The organism is Streptomyces sp. 63XJN7_1_ISO-PGPR-S23-121, assembly GCF_056173025.1.
Map to the genome: position 1 here is coordinate 6,309,992 of NZ_CM149653.1, position 17,430 is coordinate 6,327,421.

At 74.4% G+C, this 17,430-nt stretch carries 19 protein-coding genes and 1 other RNA gene; 10 read left to right on the forward strand and 10 right to left on the reverse strand.

All coding sequences use genetic code 11. The features are described from left to right. Positions 1 to 336 precede the first annotated feature (336 nt). The 3 genes from rnpB to AC0VYN_RS28260 all read right to left on the reverse strand — a co-directional run bounded on the left by rnpB (position 337) and on the right by AC0VYN_RS28260 (position 1,359). Positions 337 to 750: RNase P RNA component class A (gene rnpB / locus AC0VYN_RS28250), an RNA gene on the reverse strand. A gap of 65 nt (positions 751 to 815) precedes the next feature. Beyond that, positions 816 to 965: a hypothetical protein gene (locus AC0VYN_RS28255; RefSeq protein ID WP_475533223.1), complete on the reverse strand. Its 150-nt coding sequence runs from the start codon at positions 963 to 965 to the stop codon at positions 816 to 818. Positions 966 to 990: 25 nt separating this feature from the next. Next, positions 991 to 1,359 (reverse strand): hypothetical protein, encoded by a 369-nt coding sequence (locus AC0VYN_RS28260; RefSeq protein ID WP_475533224.1) that lies wholly within the window; start codon positions 1,357 to 1,359, stop codon positions 991 to 993. Positions 1,360 to 1,459: 100 nt separating this feature from the next. Between AC0VYN_RS28260 and yaaA the strand changes: the two genes are divergently transcribed. Together yaaA and eda are read left to right on the forward strand one after the other, a co-directional pair. Beyond that, positions 1,460 to 2,242, forward strand: a complete 783-nt coding sequence (yaaA, locus tag AC0VYN_RS28265) for a peroxide stress protein YaaA (protein WP_475533225.1) — start codon at positions 1,460 to 1,462, stop codon at positions 2,240 to 2,242. 72 nt (positions 2,243 to 2,314) lie between these two features. Continuing rightward, complete coding sequence (gene eda, locus AC0VYN_RS28270; RefSeq protein WP_475533226.1) at positions 2,315 to 3,001, forward strand: bifunctional 4-hydroxy-2-oxoglutarate aldolase/2-dehydro-3-deoxy-phosphogluconate aldolase; 687 nt, start codon at positions 2,315 to 2,317, stop codon at positions 2,999 to 3,001. Here eda and AC0VYN_RS28275 read toward each other — a convergent pair. Genes AC0VYN_RS28275 through AC0VYN_RS28285 form a run of 3 tightly spaced genes read right to left on the reverse strand, consistent with a single transcriptional unit; the run spans position 2,976 to position 6,043 of the window. After that, positions 2,976 to 4,424 (reverse strand): bifunctional RNase H/acid phosphatase, encoded by a 1,449-nt coding sequence (locus tag AC0VYN_RS28275; protein WP_475533227.1) that lies wholly within the window; start codon positions 4,422 to 4,424, stop codon positions 2,976 to 2,978. The two genes, eda and AC0VYN_RS28275, sit on opposite strands and share 26 nt — an antisense overlap. Before the next feature lie 12 nt (positions 4,425 to 4,436). Then, positions 4,437 to 5,180 (reverse strand): zinc ribbon domain-containing protein, encoded by a 744-nt coding sequence (locus AC0VYN_RS28280; protein WP_475537008.1) that lies wholly within the window; start codon positions 5,178 to 5,180, stop codon positions 4,437 to 4,439. Next, complete coding sequence (locus AC0VYN_RS28285; protein WP_475533228.1) at positions 5,177 to 6,043, reverse strand: Nif3-like dinuclear metal center hexameric protein; 867 nt, start codon at positions 6,041 to 6,043, stop codon at positions 5,177 to 5,179. The genes AC0VYN_RS28280 and AC0VYN_RS28285 overlap by 4 nt, the downstream gene beginning before the upstream one ends. A 198-nt stretch (positions 6,044 to 6,241) precedes the next feature. Here AC0VYN_RS28285 and AC0VYN_RS28290 point away from each other — a divergent pair, with 198 nt between their 5' ends. Continuing rightward, positions 6,242 to 7,405: a hypothetical protein gene (locus AC0VYN_RS28290; RefSeq protein WP_475533229.1), complete on the forward strand. Its 1,164-nt coding sequence runs from the start codon at positions 6,242 to 6,244 to the stop codon at positions 7,403 to 7,405. 97 nt (positions 7,406 to 7,502) lie between these two features. Then, positions 7,503 to 7,670: a hypothetical protein gene (locus AC0VYN_RS28295; RefSeq protein ID WP_475533230.1), complete on the forward strand. Its 168-nt coding sequence runs from the start codon at positions 7,503 to 7,505 to the stop codon at positions 7,668 to 7,670. Positions 7,671 to 7,758: 88 nt separating this feature from the next. Here AC0VYN_RS28295 and AC0VYN_RS28300 read toward each other — a convergent pair whose 3' ends face one another. After that, positions 7,759 to 8,619, reverse strand: a complete 861-nt coding sequence (locus AC0VYN_RS28300; RefSeq protein WP_475533231.1) for a MaoC/PaaZ C-terminal domain-containing protein — start codon at positions 8,617 to 8,619, stop codon at positions 7,759 to 7,761. A 255-nt stretch (positions 8,620 to 8,874) separates the two neighbouring features. On the opposite strand from AC0VYN_RS28300, the gene AC0VYN_RS28305 reads away from it, so the two are divergent. The 6 genes from AC0VYN_RS28305 to AC0VYN_RS28330 all read left to right on the forward strand — a co-directional run bounded on the left by AC0VYN_RS28305 (position 8,875) and on the right by AC0VYN_RS28330 (position 14,172). Beyond that, entirely contained in the window at positions 8,875 to 10,614 is a 1,740-nt protein-coding gene (locus tag AC0VYN_RS28305) for an MFS transporter (protein WP_475533232.1), read from the forward strand. A 98-nt stretch (positions 10,615 to 10,712) separates the two neighbouring features. Continuing rightward, positions 10,713 to 11,363, forward strand: coding sequence for a class I SAM-dependent methyltransferase (locus AC0VYN_RS28310; RefSeq protein WP_385467917.1), 651 nt, complete (start codon positions 10,713 to 10,715; stop codon positions 11,361 to 11,363). A gap of 37 nt (positions 11,364 to 11,400) precedes the next feature. After that, on the forward strand, positions 11,401 to 11,664 hold the full coding sequence (locus AC0VYN_RS28315) for a hypothetical protein (RefSeq protein ID WP_189228049.1): 264 nt from the start codon (positions 11,401 to 11,403) through the stop codon (positions 11,662 to 11,664). A gap of 96 nt (positions 11,665 to 11,760) precedes the next feature. Further along, entirely contained in the window at positions 11,761 to 12,750 is a 990-nt protein-coding gene (locus tag AC0VYN_RS28320) for an N-acetylmuramoyl-L-alanine amidase (protein ID WP_475533233.1), read from the forward strand. 158 nt (positions 12,751 to 12,908) lie between these two features. Continuing rightward, positions 12,909 to 13,778: a hypothetical protein gene (locus AC0VYN_RS28325; RefSeq protein ID WP_475533234.1), complete on the forward strand. Its 870-nt coding sequence runs from the start codon at positions 12,909 to 12,911 to the stop codon at positions 13,776 to 13,778. A 106-nt stretch (positions 13,779 to 13,884) separates the two neighbouring features. Continuing rightward, the gene (locus tag AC0VYN_RS28330; RefSeq protein WP_385467906.1) at positions 13,885 to 14,172 is read left to right on the forward strand and encodes a hypothetical protein; all 288 of its coding nucleotides are present in this window, start codon (positions 13,885 to 13,887) and stop codon (positions 14,170 to 14,172) included. A gap of 16 nt (positions 14,173 to 14,188) precedes the next feature. Here the strand turns inward: AC0VYN_RS28330 and AC0VYN_RS28335 are convergent, their stop codons facing one another. From AC0VYN_RS28335 to AC0VYN_RS28345, 3 genes are read right to left on the reverse strand one after another with little or no spacing between them, the layout of a single operon-like run. Continuing rightward, the gene (locus tag AC0VYN_RS28335) at positions 14,189 to 15,277 is read right to left on the reverse strand and encodes a glucosidase family protein (RefSeq protein WP_475533235.1); all 1,089 of its coding nucleotides are present in this window, start codon (positions 15,275 to 15,277) and stop codon (positions 14,189 to 14,191) included. Further along, positions 15,274 to 16,008: a class I SAM-dependent methyltransferase gene (locus tag AC0VYN_RS28340; RefSeq protein ID WP_475533236.1), complete on the reverse strand. Its 735-nt coding sequence runs from the start codon at positions 16,006 to 16,008 to the stop codon at positions 15,274 to 15,276. The genes AC0VYN_RS28335 and AC0VYN_RS28340 overlap by 4 nt, the downstream gene beginning before the upstream one ends. Beyond that, complete coding sequence (locus tag AC0VYN_RS28345; protein ID WP_475533237.1) at positions 16,002 to 17,387, reverse strand: glycosyltransferase family 4 protein; 1,386 nt, start codon at positions 17,385 to 17,387, stop codon at positions 16,002 to 16,004. Before AC0VYN_RS28345 ends, AC0VYN_RS28340 begins: the two co-directional genes overlap by 7 nt. Positions 17,388 to 17,430: the final 43 nt, after the last annotated feature.

Sequence of the window (17,430 nt, forward strand, 5' to 3'; positions counted from 1 at the left end):
TGACGTGCGGGAAAACCCCGCTTGTTGCATGGTCCGTCAGCAATCCGAGTTCGTCGCGAACCCGTCGCCCGTGCGTCCCGCCGTGGTATCCGGGACGGCGCCCGGCGAGTCCGGCCGAAGGGCGCGAAACGGGCAGGGCCCGCTCCGGCGCGACGCCACTTCGCTCCCACCGCGTGGTTCTCACCGCTCCCCGCCCCGCACGAGCTGTCGAATTTCGGCCAACTATACGTACACCCACGCCCGTTGCACGCACGGGCCGCGGGATCAGCCGGGTCGTGGGGTGTGGGAATGCCGTTGATCGTGGAGGTTCCGTGACGGCGGCCCGAGGAGGGGCGGCAGACGAGTCGGGCTGTACGCCGGGTTCTGTTCCGGCGGGTCCTCGCGGTCCCGCCGGCGACGGCCATCCATCTAGGACCGGCGTTGCCACCGGCCTCCAGCGGTCTACCCGCGGACTCGGGCGGGCAGCCCTCGAACGTCCGCGCAGGGCCGCCCTCTCTCGCGAGGAGGCGTCCCCTCTTGACCTTGCTCCGGGTGGGGTTTACCTAGCTGCCCAGGTCGCCCTGGGCACTGGTGGTCTCTTACACCACCGTTTCACCCTTACCGGAGACCGAGATCCCCGGCGGTCTGCTTTCTGTGGCACTGTCCCGCGGGTCACCCCGGGTGGCCGTTAGCCATCACCCTGCCCTGTGGAGCCCGGACGTTCCTCGGGAAGTCCCGTGAGGGACTCCACGCGGCCGCCCGCCCGGCTCGTCTGCCGTGCCGCCCATGCTACCGGGCGCCGACACCGCCCCGCCCCGCACGCCCGCGCCCGGGGATCACAGGAAGTCGGTGGTGTCGAGTTCCAAGGAGAAGGGAGCCGGGAGTTCCACCGGCTTGCCGAAGGCGAAGGTGCCGAGCATGCGGTAGTCGTCCCCCTCCGGATCACCTGTCCGGGAGATCGGGAACCGTTCCCTCGATCGTGGCACAGGATCAGCGAGGGCGGGGCGTGGCTCAGCGGACGTAGGTCTCGAAGCCCGCGTCCGTGCAGTAGGACGCCACCCGGCCCTCGGCGCCGAGGTCCGCGGTGTCGACCGCCAGGGCGGTGTCCTGGAGGACGTGGCTGCCGGAGCGGTCGAGGCCCTCCCGGTCGAGCCGTCGCGCGGCGGCGAGGACCGCGTATCCGGCGACGTCGGCGTTCTCGGACCGGGCCTTCGTCCGCTGCCAGGTCCCCAGCGCGGAGCAGTAGTGCTCGCGCGTCTCGTCGTCCTGCGCGCTGTCGTGGGACGAGCAGCCGCCCGTCAGTCCGGCGACGGCGACCGCCGTCACCACGGTCGCGAGGACGCGCCCCGCGGACCGTCCGTGTGCGCCTGCGCGCCCCATGAGCCAGCCCCTCCCGGTGATCGACTCCGGTGAGTATGGGGCACCGGCCCCCTCGGAGCCACCCCGTACCCTGGCCAGGAGCTCGACCGAAGGAGTACCCGTGCTTGTCCTGCTGCCGCCGTCGGAGGGTAAGGCGTCGTCCGGCCGGGGCGCCCCGCTGAAGCCGGAGACGCTGTCCCTTCCGGGGCTGACGCCCGCCCGGGAGACCGTCCTCGCCGAGCTGGTCGAGCTGTGCGCCGGGGACGACGAGAAGGCCCGTGAGGTGCTCGGGCTGAGCGAGGGGCTGCGCGGCGAGGTGGCCAAGAACGCGGAGCTGCGGACGGCCGGGGCGCGGCCCGCCGGCGAGATCTACACCGGCGTGCTCTACGACGCCCTGGACCTGTCCTCCCTCGACGCGGCCGCCAGGAGGCGGGCCGCCCGCTGGCTGCTGGTGTTCTCCGGGCTGTGGGGTGCCGTGCGGGTGACCGACCGGATCCCCTCCTACCGGTGCTCGATGGGCGTGAAGCTCCCCGCCCTGGGGGCCCTGGGCGCGTACTGGCGGGCGCCGATGGCCGAGGTGCTGCCGGAGGCCGCCGGGGACGGGCTGGTGCTGGACCTGCGGTCGGCGGCCTACGCGGCGGCGTGGAAGCCGAAGGGCGAGGTGGCCGGGCGGACGGCGTCCGTGCGCGTGCTGCACGCGCCGACCCGGAAGGTGGTCAGCCACTTCAACAAGGCGACGAAGGGGCGGATCGTCCGGAGCCTGCTGACCTCCGGGACCGCGCCGGAGGGCCCGGCGGAGCTGGTGGAGGCGCTGCGCGACCTGGGGTACGCGGTCGAGGCCGAGGCACCGGCGAAGGCGGGGAAGCCGTGGTCGCTGGACGTGCTGGTGGAGGAGATCCACTGACCCCACCGGGCAGGCGTTGCGCCATACGCAACGACAATTGCAGAGGATGCACTCGGAGGGCACGATGAGGCCATGACCTCACCGCTGCCCCCCTCACCGCTGCCGGCCTCCCCGTCCGCCTCGCCCGCCGGCTCGGTCCTGGACCTCGCCCCCGTCGTCCCCGTCGTGGTCCTCGACGACCTCGCGGACGCCGTACCGCTCGCCCGCGCGCTCGTCGCCGGCGGGCTGCCCGCGATCGAGGTCACGCTGCGGACGCCGGTCGCGGTCGAGGCGATCCGGGCGATCGCCGAAGAGGTGCCGGACGCGGTGGTCGGCGCGGGCACGCTGATCACGTCGGAACAGGTCGGCGAGGTCGTGGCGGCCGGGGCGCGGTTCCTGGTCAGCCCGGGATGGACGGACACGCTGCTGGAGGCGATGCGCGCATCCGGCGTGCCGTTCCTGCCGGGGGTGTCGACCACGTCGGAGGTGGTGGCGCTGCTGGAGCGCGGGGTGCGGGAGATGAAGTTCTTCCCGGCCGAGGCCGCGGGCGGCACCGCCTACCTCAAGGCGCTCGCCGCCCCGCTGCCGCAGGCCCGGTTCTGCCCGACCGGCGGCATCGGGCCGGCCTCCGCGCCGGAGTACCTGGCGCTGCCCAACGTCGGCTGCGTCGGGGGGAGCTGGATGCTGCCGAAGGACGCCGTGGCCGGGCGCGACTGGGCGCGGGTCGAGGCGCTGGCCCGCGCGGCGGCGGGGCTCAGCGCAGGTGGGACGTGTCGTTGAACAGGCGGACGCTGGCGCCGCCGTCGGCGTAGTACGCCACGGCCGACAGCGACGCCGCCGACAGTTCCATGCGGAACAGCGACTCGGGCGGGGCGCCGAGGGCGAGCCGTACGAACGTCTTGATCGGCGTCACGTGCGAGACCAGCAGGACGGTGCGGCCCGCGTGGGCGGAGACCAGCCGGTCGCGGGTGGCGGCGACGCGGGCGCCGGTCGCCGCGAAGCTCTCGCCGCCGCCGGTCGGCTCGGCGTCCGGGGAGGCCAGCCAGGCGTTCAGGTCGTCCGGGTACCGCTCGCGCACCTCGCCGAAGGTCAGCCCCTCCCAGGCGCCGAAGTCGGTCTCGCGCAACCCCTCGTCGACCGTGACCTCCAGGCCCAGGCGGGCGGCGACGACGGCGGCGGTCTCGCGGGTACGGGCCAGCGGTGACGCGACGACCGCCTGGATCGTGCCGCGCCGGGCGAGGCCCTCGGCGGCCCTGGCGGCCTGCTCGCGGCCGGCGGCGGACAGCGACGGGTCGCCGCCCCCGCTCCCGGAGAACCGCTTCTGCGGCGTCAGGGGCGTCTCGCCGTGCCGGAGCAGTACGAAGGTGGCGGGGGCGCCCATGTCGGGCGGACCCCAGCCGGGCGAGGCCACCGTCCTGGCGGCCCGCGCGTCGTCGGCGCCGCGTCCCGTCCCGGCGACGGGCGACGACAGGGCGTCCGGCGTGGTCCCGTCAGCGGCGGTGGAGGGCCGGGCACCGGCCGCGGTCCGCGCCGTCCGGGCGATGCGCTCGCCCTCGGCGGCGCCGGCACCGCGCCCGTCCGGAGCGGCGGCCCGTGCCCCGGCGTCCGCCGCGGTCCCGGAATCGGCGGACCGTGCGGCCCCCGCCCCGGCACCGGCACCGCCCGGCGCACCCCCGGCACGACCGCCCCGGGCGGCGCGCCCGCCGGCGGTGCCGGTCGCGTGCAGGTCGGCCGTCGACGCCGACGGCGACCACTGCTCGCCGCGGGCGCCGGCGTCCATCGCCTCGTTGGCCAGGCGGTCGGCGTGCTTGTTGCCCGCCCGGGGGATCCACTCGTAGGTCACCCGGCCCGGCGGGAAGACGCGGGCCGCCTCGGCCGCGAGGGGCTTCATGTCGGGGTGCTTGATCTTCCAGCGGCCCGACATCTGCTCGACGACGAGCTTGGAGTCCATCCGGACGTGGACGGACGCCGACGGATCCAGCCCGTGCGCGGCGCGCAGGCCGGCCAGCAGGCCGCGGTACTCGGCGACGTTGTTGGTGGCGACGCCGAGGTACTCGGCGACCTCGGCCAGGGTCTCCCCCGTCACCGCGTCGCTCACCACCGCGCCGTAGCCCGCGGGCCCCGGGTTGCCCCGCGACCCGCCGTCGGCCTCCACGACGAACTCCCGCGGCGGACCCGCCGCCGGATCTGCCCCCGCGCTCACCGCACCGGCCCCCTACAGTCCGGAGTCGGCCGTGCGCACGAGGATGCGGCGGCAGTTCTCGCAGCGGACGACGGTGTCGGGCGCCGCCGAGCGGATCTCGCTCAGCTCGGTGATGGCCAGCTCCTGGCGGCATCCCTGGCAGCTGCGCTGGTACAGCTTGGCCGCGCCGACGCCGCCCTGCTGCTCGCGGAGCTTGTCGTAGAGCTTCAGCAGGTCCGCGGGGACGGCGCCCGCGATGACCTCGCGGTCCTTGGCCACCGAGGCCGCCTGGCCGTCGAGCTCCTCGACGGCCGCGTCCCGGCGCCCGGTGGCGTCGTCGATCCGGTCCTGCACGGAGCCGACCCGCTCGGTCAGCTCGGCGACCCGCTCCTGCGCGGACTCGCGGCGCTCCATGACCTCCAGGACGACGTCCTCCAGGTCGCCCTGCCGCTTGGCGAGGGAGACGATCTCGCGCTGGAGGTTCTCCAGGTCCTTCGGGGAGGTGACGGCCCCCGAGTCCAGGCGCTGCTGGTCGCGGGCGGCGCGCTGGCGCACCTGGTCCACGTCCTGCTCGGCCTTGGTCTGCTCGCGGGCGCAGTCGCTCTCCTCGGTCTGCGCGGCGACGAGCAGGTCGCGGAGCTGGGTGAGGTCCTTGGTCAGCGACTCGATCTCGGCGTGCTCGGGCAGCGACCGCTTCTTGTGCGCGAGCTGCTGGAGGCGGACGTCGAGGTCCTGGACGTCGAGGAGTCGGATCTGGTCGGCGGGCGCGGCGTTCAGTTGGGGGCTCCCATGGTGTTCGCTGTCGTGGTGGACGCCGCGTGGGCGGTCCAGGGGTCGGTGACCGTGCGGGACACGTGGACCCGGAGGTCCCATCCGTTGCGGTCGGAGATCTCGTCGAGCTGGGCTGCGGCCAGCTCGCACCAGGGCCACTCGGTGGCCCAGTGCGCGGCGTCGAGCAGCGCGAGAGGACTGTGGGCGCGATCCGCCGTGAACTCGGACACCGGGTGGTGGCGCAGGTCCGCGGTGAGGAAGGCGTCGACACCCGCCGCCCGTACGTGGTCGAAGAGGCTGTCGCCGGAGCCGCCGCTGACCGCGACCGTGCGGACGACCGCCTCGGGGTCGCCGGCGACGCGGATGCCCTGCGCGGTGGCGGGCAGCCGCTCGGCGGCGCGGGCGGCGAGCTCGCGGACGGTGAGCGGGTGCTCCAGCGCGCAGACGCGGCCCAGGCCGCGGCGGCCCTCGGGGTCGGACGGGTCCGGCACCAGGGGGCGTACGACGCGGAGGCCGAGGGCGCCGGCCAGCGCGTCGGAGACGCCGGGGTCGGCGGTGTCGGCGTTGGTGTGGGCGACGTGCAGGGCGACGTCGTTCTTGATGAGCGTGTGCACCACGCGGCCCTTGGAGGTGGAGGCCGCGACCGTCGTCGTCCCGCGCAGATACAGCGGGTGGTGGGTGACCAGCAGGCCGGCGCCCAGCTCCACCGCCTCGTCGGCGATCTCCTGGACCGGGTCGACGGCGAACAGCACCCGGGAGACCTCCTGGTCGGGGTCGCCCGCGACGGTGCCGACCGCGTCCCAGGACTCGGCCCGCTCGGCGGGCCACAGGTTCTCCAGCGCGGCGATGACTTCTGACAGACGGGGCACGCACGCAAGGCTACCTGGAGCTTCTGGGCCGCTGTACCCGCCGCGGGCCGGCCCGGGCGGACCGGCACCGTCCAGCACACACCTCCCGCTTTCCTCAGGCGAACCGTTCCTGCGCCACCCGTATGTGTGATGGAGGCCGTCTCCGCTCCCCCGCGTGTGCGTACGAAAACTAGCTTCGTCGCCGGAGGTGACCGAACGATGACGGTCTGTGCTATCGAGCCTTCGGCGGACCACGGGGACGACGGCCCGGAGAACGCCGGGACACCGCGGGCGGCCTGCGCCATCACCGCGGAGGGCGCCTACGCCGCGCGCCTCGCCCCGGCCGGCGACTCCTGGTACCCGGAGCGCTGGACCCTGGACGGTCCGGAGCCGTACGCGGTGCCGCTGCCCGGCCATCAGCCGGAGGAGCCCGGCACCGAGGTGCAGCCGATGGCCGACGGGCGGGTCCTGGTCCACCGCGTCGCGGCCGGGCGGCACCTCTTCGCGCTGCTGTACCCGACCGGGCCCGGTACCGGGGAGCAGCCGCTGGGCGCGATCGAGTGCCCGGACGGCACCGCCCCGCCCCGGCTGCTGCCGCCGGTGCCGGGCGGCGAGCGGGCGTACGCCCTGGCCGTCGGCCCGCGCTCGACGGCGCTGTGGCAGGTGGCGGGGGGCTCGTCCGGGCCCCGGCACCTCGCGGAGATCCCCGGCCGGTGCTCGGGCGGGGTCTGGCTGGACCGCGAGGGGCGGATGCTGGCCGTGGACCGCGAGACCGGCGGGCGCACCAAGGCGGTCGTGGTGGACCTGGGGTGCGGCGGCGAGGTGTCGCCGCTGCTGCAGATCGCCGCGGACAGCGACGACCGGATACTGCTGGCCGACCCGGACAGCGGGCTGGTGCTGATCCGCTCGGACGCGCCCTCGCCGGGGCACGCCCGGCTGGGCTGGGGAGTGCTGGGCAGCACCCTGCCGGTGCGGTTCCCGGAGTGCCTGCGGCTGCCGGACTGCGCCGTGACGCCGTTCGCGGTCCAGCCGGGTCAGATGCTGACGCCGGAGCGCTGCGGAGTGGCGCTGCGGGTGGACGGCGCGCTGGGCAGCTGGGTCGGGGTGTGGCGGCCGGTCGAACGCCGGGTGCGGCATCTCGCGGCTCCCGAGGGCTGGCTGGCGGGGGCCGGGACGTGGACGGCGGGCGGCGAGCTCCGTCTGCCGTACGCCACCCGGGAGTCGCCGTGCGGGGTGGCCAGGCTGCCGGTCCCCTTCGCCGAGGACGGGCGGACCGACGGTACGGAGCCGGGGACTTCCGCGGGAACGGAGGATCCGGCCTCCGCTCCGTCGCGCCCGGTTCCGCTGCAACAGGCCCCTCTGGCACGGCTTGTAACGAACTAGTGCCGGTCGGCGTGGCCGCCTGGATCCGGGCCGCGGTGTGCCGGTTACACTCGCCCGGCTTCAGGAAAGATCATGTTGACGGGGTGAATTCCTACCGATGAACGACGCCAGCACGACCCAGCCGATCCAGGCCGCCGGTGCCGACGTTCGAACGACCGGCACCGGCCACGGCCGGCACCGAGGACCGGTCTCCAGCCAGGACGACGCGGCCACGCCGCGCGGCCGCCACCGCAAGCCGGTGGAGGAGACCGAAACGGCGGCCTGACGGCACGCCGAGCACAACGGGAGACACGGCCCCGCACGTCGCTCGCGACGTGCGGGGCCGTCGTCGCCGCCGGCGCGGGCCCCGGCGGTCAGCCGTGCCGCACCAGGGTGTCGGCGAGGACGGCCGCGTCGTCACGCTCGACGGCGCCGACCGCCACCCGTACGACGCCGTCGCCCCGCCACATGCGCACCCGCAGGGTCTCCCCCGGGTACACGACCCCGGCGAAGCGCGTGCGGTACTCGCGCACCCGGGTCACGTCCCCGTCGAGCAGCGTGTCCACGACCGTCTTCAGCGTGCTGCCGTAGGTGCACAGTCCGTGCAGGACCGGCCGGCCGAACCCGGCGCGCGCGGCGAACGCCGGGTCGGCGTGGAGCGGGTTCCAGTCACCGGAGAGCCGGTAGAGCAGGGCCTGGTCCTCGCGGACGGGGCGCTCGACGACCAGGTCGGGCTCCCCGGCCGGCGACGGCGCCGGGCGGCCGGACGGGCCCCGCTCGCCGCCCCACCCGCCCTCTCCGCGGACGAAGACCTCGGCCTCGTCGGTCCACAGCGGCCCCGCGGCGTCCGCGGCCTCGGTGCGCAGGACGAGGACGGCCGCCGTGCCCTTGTCGTGCACGGCGACGACGCGCGAGGTCGCGGTCGCCCGGCCGCGCGCCGGGACGGGCCGGTGGATCTCGAGGCCCTGTCCGCCGTGCAGCACCCGGGCGAGGTCGACGTCGACGCCGGGCACGGACAGCGTGCCGATCACGCCCGGCGGGCCGCCGCCCGCGACGGTGGCGAAGCTCGGCAGGGCGCACAGCCGGGACTCCAGCGTGTAGCGCAGCTCGCGCGGGTCGGTGGCGGGGACGCCTGCGCCGATGCCGAGGTGGTAGAGCAGGACGTCCTTGTGGTCCCAGGCGATATCGCGGACGCGGGGAGCGGCGGCGAGCGCCCGGGCTGCGTCGATGGGCATGCGTCTCCTGTCGGCACGGTGCTGGACGGCGACGACCGTACGGGACGCCGGCCACCGGGACACGGGTCCCACCGCACTCCGGACCAGGGCGCCCGGTCCCGGACCGCGCGGGCCCGGTTCCGGCACGTCCCAAGAGAAGGTCAAGAAATCGTTAGGGACTCGAAGCAACGGAATAGTTGCCCGGGCGCACGAGGTTCAGCCTGCACACGTCACGCATCGCATTCGCCCGACTCCCCGGCCTGGAGGCCTCACTCAATGTCCCACACGACGACCGACGAACCCGCCCGCAGAGCGAGCGGGGCCACCGTCCCGGTGCTCGCCTTCGCGGGCATCGTCGTCGCGGTGATGCAGACCCTGCTCGTCCCGGTCATTAAGGACCTGCCCCGGCTCCTGGACACCACGCCCGGCAACGCCACCTGGGTCCTGACCTCCACGCTCCTGTCCGGAGCCGTCGCCACGCCGATCATGGGGCGCCTCGGCGACCTGTACGGCAAGCGGCGCATGCTGATCGTCAGCCTGTCCGTGATGGTGGCCGGCGCGCTGGTCAGCGCCTTCACCGCCGCCCTGCTGCCCATGATCGTCGGCCGTACGCTCCAGGGCTTCGCGATGGGCGCGATACCCCTCGGCATCGGCCTCATGCGCGACATGCTGCCCCGCGAGCGGCTCGGCTCGTCGATGGCCCTCATGAGCTCCTCGATCGGCGTCGGCGGCGGCCTCGCGCTGCCCGCCGCCGCCCTGGTGGCCCAGCACACGGACTGGCACGCCCTGTTCTACGGCGCCGCCGGCCTCGGCGTCCTCGCCATCGCCCTGACCCTCCTGGCCGTACCGGAGTCCCCGCTGCGCGCGAGGGGTTCCTTCGACCTCCCCGGCGCGCTCGGCCTCTCCGCCGGCCTGGTCCTCTTCCTGCTGCCGATCACCAAGGGCAGCGACTGGGGCTGGGGATCGGCCACCACGCTGGGCCTGTTCGCCGCCGCCGTCGCGGTGCTGCTGCTGTGGGGCCTGATGGAGCTGCGCGTCGCGGCCCCGCTGGTGGACCTGCGCACCACGGCCCGCCGCGAGGTGCTCCTCACCAACCTCGCCTCGATCATGGTCGGCGTCGCCTTCTACGTCGTCTCCCTCGTCCTGCCCCAGCTCCTCCAGTTGCCCTCCGCCACCGGCTACGGCCTCGGCCAGTCGATGGTCGTCGCCGGCCTGTGCGTGGCCCCGCTGGGCCTGACGATGATGTTCACCGCGCCGGTGTACGCCCGCCTGTCCGCCCGTTACGGCCCGCGCACCACCCTGATCATCGGCCTGCTGGTCATCGCGGTCGGCTACGGCGGCGGCCTCGGCCTGATGAGCGCCGCCTGGCAGACCGTCGTCACCTCGGTGCTGCTCGGCGCGGGCATCGGCCTCGCCTACTCGTCGCTGCCCGCGCTGATCGTGGGCGCCGTCCCGGCCTCGGAGACGGGCTCGGCCAACGGCCTCAACACCCTGATGCGGTCCATCGGCACGTCGGTGTCCAGCGCCGTCATCGGCATGGTGCTCGCCAACACCTCGACCACCGTCGGCGGCGTGGCGGTCCCGACCATGCACGGCTTCCGGGTCTCCTTCCTGATCGCGACCGTCGCGGTCGCCGCCGGACTCGCGCTGGCCTTCTTCCTGCCGCGCAGGCGCCCGGCGGCCACCACGCAGCTGCGGGCGAGCAGCGAGGAGGACGAGAACCTGGCGCGCGCCGAGGAGGCGCTGCGGGGCTTCCGGGGCCGGGTGCTGGCCGCCGACGGCGTGCCCGTCGCCCGCGCCAAGGTCACGCTGATCGACCGCCACGGCCGTCAGGCGGGCGCGACGCTCTCCGCCGGGGACGGCAGTTACACGCTCGCCGTCCCGGCCGAGGGCCCGTACGTCCTGGCCGCCCGCGCCGCGGGGCACGGCCCGCTCGCCCACGCGGCGACCCACGGGGGCGACGAGCGCCCGGTCGACCTGGACCTGTCCCTGCCGGGCGCCCCGGTCTCCGCCTGACCCGCGCCGCCCGCCCCGGAGCACCCCCTGCCGCAGCGCGCGGCGGGGGGTGCGGCAGCATGGGGCGCCAGCACGCACGCACCACCGGGAGGACCCCCATGCCCGCGGCACCCACGCCGGAGATCCTGGCCGCCTTCGACGCCGCGAAGGGGTTCATGCCCGCGCACGAGGGACTGGCGCTGTACGCGGCGGCGGCCGAGGCGGGCGGGCTCGGACTGCCGCTCCTCGAGGTCGGCACGTACTGCGGGCGCTCCACCCTGCTGCTGGCCGACGCCGCCCGCCGGGCCGGGGTCACGGCGCTCACCGTCGACCACCACCGGGGCAGCGAGGAGCAGCAGCCGGGCTGGGAGTACCACGACCCGGAGACGGTCGACGCCGAGCTCGGGGTGATGGACACGCTCCCCACCTTCCGCCGCACCCTCCACCGGGCCGGCCTGGAGGAGCACGTGGTGGCCCTCGTCGGCCACTCGCCCCGGGTCGCGGCGGTCTGGAACTCCCCCCTCGGCCTGGTCTTCGTCGACGGCGGCCACACCGACGAGCACGCGAACGCCGACTACGAGGGCTGGGCCCCGCACGTGGCCGACGGCGGCCTGCTGGTCATCCACGACGTCTTCCCGGACCCGGCCGACGAGTTCACCGGCCAGGCCCCGTACCGGGTCTACCTCCGCGCCCTCGCGTCCGGCGCTTTCACCGAGGTCTCGGCCACCGACTCGCTGCGCGTCCTGCGGCGCACGGGCAAGGGGATCTGAGGGCGCCTCCGGCGCGTCCGTGTGCGATGGTTCGGCCATGAGCAGCGACTACGACCGCGTCCGCACCGGTATCGAGTTCATGACCGCCTACGTCTCCGGGGACGACCTGCTGGCCGAGTACGTCGCCGAGCGGCGCCGGGAGGACCCGCTGGCGACGGAGGCCCTGATGGACGGCGCGGCGGCTCTCTGCGCACAGCTGCTGCGCACCATGGCGCGGGTGACGGGCAAGACCGAGCACGAACTCCTCCAGGAGCTGGCCCGGGGCACCTACCGGCACGAGCAGCAGTCCGACGACGACTGACCGGGCGCGCGTGCGCCGCCGCGGTCCGGCGACGGGGTCCGGGGCGGGCCCCGGGGGGCCCTGCGGAGCCCGCCGGGGGCCTCTAAGGTGGCTGACGTGTCGTACACAGGCCCGGACTTCGATCCTCCCCAGCCCCGCCGTTCCCGTCTGCGCCGCCCGCTGACCGTGGCGCTCGCCGCGCTCGTCCCCGGGGCGCTGCTCGGGTGGGGGGTGTACGCCGCGGTCGGCGGCCCGGGCGACGGAGGCGGCGGCACGGACCGGGCGAGCGGCGCGTCGGTGTCGCCGGCACCGTCCTCCGGCGGTCCCGCGTCCCCCACCGCGGACGCCAAGAGGCCCACCGGCACGTCCTCCGCGTCCGCGGACGGCACGTCCCCCGCGTCCCCGCGGGCGTCCGCGCCCGCCGCCGGGTCCGGCCCGCTGAAGGGCAAGGTCGTCGTCATCGACCCGGGGCACAACCCGGGCAACTTCCGGCACTCGTCCGAGATCAACCGGCAGGTGGACATCGGCACGAACCGCAAGGAGTGCGACACGACCGGCACGTCCACCAACGCGGGCTGGCCCGAGGCGAAGTTCACCCTCGACGTGGCCCACCGGCTGCGCACGCTCCTGGAGGAGCAGGGCGCCACGGTGAAACTGACGCAGGACGGCGACCGCCCCTTCGGTCCCTGCGTGGACGAACGGGCCCGGATCGGCAACGAGGCGCGTGCGGACGCCGCGATCTCCATCCACGCCGACGGCGCGGGGGCCGGCAACCGCGGCTTCCACGTCATCCTGCCGGGCAGGGTGCACGACGGTGCCGCCGACACCCGCGCCGTCGTCACCCCCTCCGCCGAACTCGGCCAGCGCATCGCGGGCAACTTCGTCCGGGTCACGGGCAGCGCGCCCGCCAACTACCTAGGCGGCGGTACCGGTCTCGTCACGCGCACGGACCTGGGCGGTCTCAATCTGTCAACGGTTCCCAAGGTGTTCATCGAGTGCGGCAACATGCGCGACAGCGCGGACGCGGCACTGCTGACCAGCGGCGAGTGGCGGCAGAAGGCGGCGCAGGGGATGTCTGAGGGAATCGTGAGTTTCCTGCGCGGGTAGCGATCACCGCGCAGATCCCTGCGGACAGGTCCGCCGTACGGACGATAGTGTCGTCCGTACGATGAGGGGTCACCCCCGCGCTTCCCATCAGGGCCCGACGGCGACATGGTGACAGCGACGCCTCTACCGACGACGAGACGACCTACGAAGGACCTGAAGTGAATATCCGCTCCCTCACTCGAGGCGACGGCGTGGTGATCGGAGCAGCGGTGTTGCTGTTCATCGCGTCGTTCCTCGACCTCTACTCGATCGACGGCGTGCCCGACAGTGTCGAAATGCCCAACTTGTGGGAAAGCGGCCCGGTCCTGATGGGGGTCGTCCTTGCGGGCATCATCGCCGCCGCTCTCGTCGTGGTCTCCCGGGGGCTGCCGCAGCCCCGGAAGATCGCGGGGCTCGAACTCGGGCAGTTCGGCGCCGCCTTCGCGATCTTCGCCGCGTGGAGCGCGCTCGGCAACGTCTTCGACCCGGCCGGCGGCACGGACAACTTCGGTAGCTCCTCCGGCGGTCCGGACGCGGGCATGGGCCTGATCCTCGCCCTCATCGCGACGCTGGTCATGGCCGCCGCCGCCCTCGCCACCCCGCTCGTTCCCGCCCTCAAGAGCCCGCTCGTGCCGGCCCAGCGTCCGGCCGCGCCGCAGCCCTACGGCGCCCAGCCGCAGGGTGGTTACGGCTACCCGGGTGCGCCGCAGCAGCCGTACGGCGGGCAGCCGGGTCAGCCCGGCCAGCCCGGTCAGCCCGGTCAGCCCGGTCAGCCGTCGTTCGGCGGTCAGCCGCAGCAGGGCCAGCCGCAGGCCCCGCAGCCGCAGCAGGCGCAGGCCCAGCCGGCCGGGGACTTCTCGCCGTTCTGGTTCGCCGTGCCGGTGCCGCGTCCGCTGTTCGCGGAGGACGGCTCGCCGACGCCGATCGCCGAACTGGCGCCGGGCACCTGGTACCTGGCCGTCGAGCAGCGCGGCGCGAACCTGGTCGCCCAGACGCAGGACGGCCGTCGCGGCGTCCTCCAGGACACCTCGGGCATCCAGCGCGGCTGACCTTCGAAGGTCCGAACAGACTCAACGGCCCCCCGTCCGGACGCAGTTCCGGGCGGGGGGCCGTCCGCGCAGGTTTCCCCCGGGCTTCCGGGGCCATACGCAAGGCATGTCTAGATACCACGGTTCCAGCACCGCGGGCCGGGCCATCGCGATCGTCGCGGACGTCATGGCCTTCATCCTCGGCCTGTGGATACTGATGTACCTGTTGGACGCCAACCGGGCCAACGACCTGGTGCGGTTCGTCCATGACGCGGCCGACTGGCTGGCCGGCTGGTCGCGGGACCTCTTCACGTTCGACGAGGCCTGGGCGCGCGTCGTCGCCGGGTACGGTCTGGCCGCCGTCGTCTACCTCTTCGTCGGCCACGCCATCGCCGGCCGGCTCGGCCACCGCTGACCCGCCGGCCTCCCGGTCAGACGCAGCAGTCCGGGTCGAGGCCCTTCGGCAGCCGGTCGCCCGAGAAGACCTGGCAGGTCGCCTCGTGGCCGCCGAGCGCGGCCACGGCGAGCAGCAGGGAACCGGCCGTCCAGGAGGTCAGTTCGCGCGGCCAGACGACCTGGTCGTCGAAGACGTACCCGGTCCAGTACAGGCCGCTTTCGGCGTCCCGCAGGTGCTGGATGGACTGGAGGATCTCCAGGGCTCGGTCGGACTCGCCCACCGCCCACAGCGCGAGGGCGAGTTCGGCCGATTCGCCGCCCGTCACCCACGGGTTGGGGACGACGCAGCGCACGCCGAGGCCGGGGACGACGAAGCGGTCCCAGCTCTCCTGGATGCGCGACCTGGCCTCCGTGCCGGTCAGCGCGCCGCCCAGCACCGGGTAGTACCAGTCCATCGAGTAGCGGTCCTTGTCCAGGAACCGCTCCGGGTGGCGGCGGATGGCGTGCCGCAGCGCGCCGACGGCCAACTCCCAGTCGGGCTGCGGCTCCTCGCGCTGCTCGGCGATGGCGAGGGCGCAGCGCAGCGCGTGGTGGACGGAGGAGCTGCCGGTGAGCAGCGCGTCGTGCGCCGGGGTGCCGTCGTCGTCGCGCCGCCAGCCGATCTGGCCGCCGGGCTGCTGGAGTCGCAGCACGAACTCGGTCGCGGCGACGACGACCGGCCACATCCGGTCCAGGAACGTGTCGTCGCCGGTGGCGAGGTAGTGGTGCCAGACGCCCACGGCGACGTAGGCGACGAAGTTGGTCTCCCGGCCGCGGTCGGTGACGTCGGCGAAGTCGCCGTCGGCGTAGGCGGCGTACCAGGAGCCGTCCTGGTTCTGGTGCCGGGCCAGCCACGTGTACGCGCGCTCGGCGGCGTCGTGCTCGCCGGCCGCGTCCAGGGCCATTGCCGCCTCGACGTGGTCCCAGGGGTCGAGGTGGTGCCCGCGGAACCACGGGATGGCGCCGTCCTCGCGCTGTACGGCGAGGATGCCGCGGACGGTGGCCGCGGCCTGCTCGTCGGTGAGGACGCCGGGCAGGACGAGGTGTTCGGTGCGGGGGGTGCGGGGACTCCTGGGCGACGTCACGCGGCGTCCACCGGCGGGAGGTGCGGCTTGGTCGCGTAGGCCACGAAGCTCTTGCCGATCAGCGGGTTGAGCGCCCGCTCGGCGACCCGGGTCGCCAGCGGCTTCTTCATGATGTCCCAGACCAGCAGCTTGTGGTACGCCCGCACCGGCAGCGCCTTGTCGTTGTCGACGCCGAAGGCGCACTTCAGCCACCAGTACGGCGAGTGCAGCGCGTGCGCGTGGTGGGTGCCGTACGGCTTGAGGCCCGCCTCGCGTATGCGTGCGAGGAGTTCGTCCGCCTTGTAGATGCGGATGTGGCCGCCCTCGACCTCGTGGTAGGCGTCGGACAGCGTCCAGCAGACCTTCTCGGGGCCGTAGCGCGGCACGGTGATGGCGATGCGCCCGCCGGGCCTGAGGACGCGGACCATCTCGGCGAGGACGCCCTTGTCGTCGGGGATGTGCTCCATCACCTCGGAGATGATGACGACGTCGAAGGACTCGTCCGGGAAGGGCAGGGCCAGCGCGTCGCCCTCCATGGCGGTGGCGGTGGCACCGGCCGGTGCCTCACCGGCCTCCTTCATCGCGGCGAACCACTTGGCGACCTCGCGGATCTCCTCGCCGTTCTGGTCCAGCGCGACGACCTGGGCGCCGCGCCGGTAGCACTCGAACGCGTGCCGGCCGGCGCCGCAGCCGAGGTCCAGGACGCGGTCGCCGGGGGCGAGCGGGAACCGGGAGAAGTCGACGGTCAGCACGTGGCCCTGCTTTCGGGATAGACGCCGGTGTCACTGGGGGTCGGGGTCGCGGGCACGATCCTCGGGGTGGCCGTGGGGGCGGGGCCGATGGCCTCGCGGTAGCGGGCGACCGTGCCCTCGGCGGCACGGGCCCAGGTGAAGTGCCGCAGCACGCGGTCGCGTCCGGCCACGCCGAGCCGGGCGCGCAGCTCCGGGTCGCCGAGCAGCCGGTTCAGGCCGGCGGCCAGCGCCCCCGCGTCGCCGGGCGGCACGGCGAGGCAGGTCTCCCCGTCGCGGCCGGCGACCTCCGGGACGGCCCCGCCGGTCGTGGCGAGCAGCGCGGTGCCGGTCGCCATGGCCTCGGCGGCGGGCAGCGAGAACCCCTCGTACAGGGACGGCACGCAGGCGACCTGCGCCGAGCGCACGAGGTCGACGAGTTCGGCGTCCGAGATGCCCTTGACGAACTCGACGGCGCCTTCGAGGCCGTACCGCTCGATCGCCTGGGCGACGGGCCCCTCGGCGGGCCGCTTGCCGACGACGACGAGGTGGGCGTCGGGCTGCTCGGTGCGGACCTTCGCCAGCGCCTCGACGAGGAAGACCAGGCCCTTGAGCGGGACGTCCGCGCTGGACGTGGTCACGATCCGGCCGGGCACCTGCGGCACCGACGGGTCGGGCGAGAACAGGTCGGTGTCGGCGCCGATGTGGACGACGTGGATGCGGTCGCCCCGTACGCCGAGGTGGTCGACGATCTCCTGGCGGGAGGTGCCGGAGACGGTGAGCACGGACGGCAGGCGGCGGGCGACGCGCTTCTGCATGCGGGTGAAGGCGTACCAGCGGCGCACGGACAGGCGGCGCTTGCGGCTGTCGGCGGCGTCCAGTTCGAGCTGCCGGTCCACGGTGATGGGGTGGTGGATGGTGGTGACGAGGGGGGCGCCGACGTCGCCGAGGAGGCCGTAGCCGAGGGTCTGGTTGTCGTGGACGACGTCGAAGTCGCCGCGGCGGGCGCGCAGATGGCGGCGGGCGCGCAGCGAGAACGTCAGCGGCTCGGGGAAGCCGCCGGTCCACATGGTGGCGACCTCGAGGGCGTCGACCCAGTCGCGGTACTCGTCGCGCTTCGGGGTGCGGAAGGGGTCGGGCTGCCGGTAGAGGTCGAGGCTCGGCAGCTCGGTGAGGGACAGCCGGTCGTCGTGCCCCTCGTCGAGCACGGGGTACGGCTGGGCGCCGATGACCTCGACCCGGTGGCCGAGGCGGGCCAGTTCGCGCGACAGATGGCGGACGTAGACGCCTTGGCCGCCGCAGAACGGGTTCCCCTTGTAGGTGAGGAGCGCGATGCGGAGGGGTCGCAAGCCGTCGGCGGCGACCTCCTGACGGGGACCCGCCTGACTGGCCTCAGCGGTCACTCCCGGGCCCCTCTCTCCCTGCTTCGTCCCGCGACACTACGCC